The sequence below is a fragment of the Nonomuraea sp. NPDC049378 genome (assembly GCF_055586745.1).
On record NZ_JBVJHP010000058.1, the window covers coordinates 1 to 1,943 of the forward strand.

Sequence of the window (1,943 nt, forward strand, 5' to 3'; positions counted from 1 at the left end):
CCGAACCCTCTTCGTGGACGGAGAGCACGATGACCCGCGGTGCTGTTTCTTTCCCCCCCCCCCCCCCCCCCCCCCCCCCCTGCGCCCGCACCCCGTTCCATGCCTCAACTCATGGAGCCAGGTGAGATCAGCGGTGATGCGAATTCCGGTTGTTGGCCTCGCCGGCAAGAGCTCGGCCCGACGTCATGCCGTTGAGCTGCGGTATCGCTTATTGACAGCAAGCGGCTCTCAGCGTGCGCATGCTGAGAGCCGGGGCGCTGTTCAGGTGTCCTGGGGGCGGAACCCGTCGATGCCGGCCGCGACCGGGTCGGGGGCGGGCGCGAGGTACTCGGCGACGGCCCGGCGGCACCAGGCGGTCACGTTGGGGGGCCCGCTCCGCTTCGATCTCGGTGTCAAGCTGGGCGGCGGCTGGGCGCGCCGGTAGCCATCGGTGAGCGCGATGCCGAGATAGCCCAGGCCGATCCCGTCGGGCAGTGTGGGGTCGATGACGTGGTCGCTCGCGGCGGTGCTGCACCAGGCGTGATCGAAGGCGAAGGGCAGGTCTTCGGTAATCACCATGCCTTCCACGGACAGCAGACCGGCATGTTCGTCGGTCAGGCGGCACGCCGTTGCGAAGCAGGTTCCCGACGGGCCGGGAACGAATGCTGCTGGCCCCGATGCCGGTGTGAACAGGCGGCCGTGGGCCGGCAGCATCTCTGCCAGGCTGGCGTATCTCCAGCCGTCGCGTCGGTCGGTGTGAGCGGCGCGCCATAGTCCGGCGATGGCCTCGACCTGCTCCAGCAGGAGTCGCGTCGCCGGGCGGACATCGCTCCTCATGAGGGCCGCCACGGCGGCGGTCTCGGTCTGGGCTTGGGCCCGCAGCGCCTGGTCGGCCTGCTTGCGGAGCCGGTCGCGGTCGTCGGCGAAGCGTTGCCCTGGACGGGCCTTCACCGCGAAGTCGGAGACGTACCGTACCGGCACGCAGCACAGATGCGAGACGGCCGACCTGTCATAACGAAGCTGTCAGTTCGACCCGCTGCGCGACGAGACATCGAGTACGCGCACCGGCGTCCCCGTCGAGCCGCACCTCTACCCAGCACGTTCCACAGCCGACCGTGATGGCCGGAGCCGCGGTCTCCCAGCGGGTTGATCCAGGACTGATCGCCGTGTTCCGCCGCGCGCTGATGGCCAGGCGGCCCTGCACAGCCGAACGGGTGCGCCGGCCCGGATGTCCTTGAGCCGCTGAAGGCCGACGTTCGGCGCGTATCTTCGATGGTGGTGCCCACCTTGGCCGCGCTGCACAATCGAGCCGGTCAAGGAGCCGCCAGCAGCTGAGGGGGACGATCGATGGGCGCGGGCTATCCGAAGGGGCGACGGCGAGGTGCCGAGATCGTCGAGGTCGCGTTCGCCAAGTTCGCCTCGGTCGGGTACCGCAACGCGAGCATGGTGCGGATCGCCGCGGACTGCGGGGTGTCGCGGATGGGCCTGGCGCATCACTTCCCGACGAAGGAATCCCTCCTGGCCGCGGTTCTCGAAGAACGGGATCGGGTGAACGGCGAGTTGTTCTTCGCCGGATTCGACGCGACGGCGGATGGCGTGGACTACTTCTCCCGGCTCGCGCGGCTGGTGGAGTACAACGCGACGGTGCCGGAGCTTGTGCGCTTGTACGCCGTGCTGTCGGTCGAGGCGGCCGATCCGGCGCATCCGGCGCACGCGTACTTCGTCGACCGGTATACGAACATCCGCCGCGACATTCGCGATGCGTTCGAGGAACTCCATGCCCGAGGGCTCGTGCGGCCGGGGATGAGCATCGCGGGTGCGGATGCGGATCTCATGGCGTTGATCGACGGTCTGCAGGTGCAGTGGCTCCTGCTGCTGCTGGTCGGCGGTCACGAGACCACCGCCAACATGATCTCGCTGAGCGTGGCCTCGCTTCTGGACGATCCGAAACTGCTGGCCGGGTT

Annotated in this window: 2 protein-coding genes; one reads left to right on the forward strand and one right to left on the reverse strand. The window is 68.8% G+C overall.

The window, feature by feature from the left end; genetic code table 11:
• Window positions 1-261: 261 nt before the first annotated feature.
• Window positions 262-960: a hypothetical protein gene (locus ACZ6SA_RS49175; RefSeq protein WP_465836408.1), complete on the reverse strand. Its 699-nt coding sequence runs from the start codon at window positions 958-960 to the stop codon at window positions 262-264.
• A gap of 366 nt (window positions 961-1,326) precedes the next feature.
• On the opposite strand from ACZ6SA_RS49175, the gene ACZ6SA_RS49180 reads away from it, so the two are divergent.
• Window positions 1,327-1,943, forward strand: a 617-nt coding sequence (locus ACZ6SA_RS49180; RefSeq protein WP_465836410.1) for a TetR/AcrR family transcriptional regulator, incomplete at its 3' end; no start/stop codon positions are given.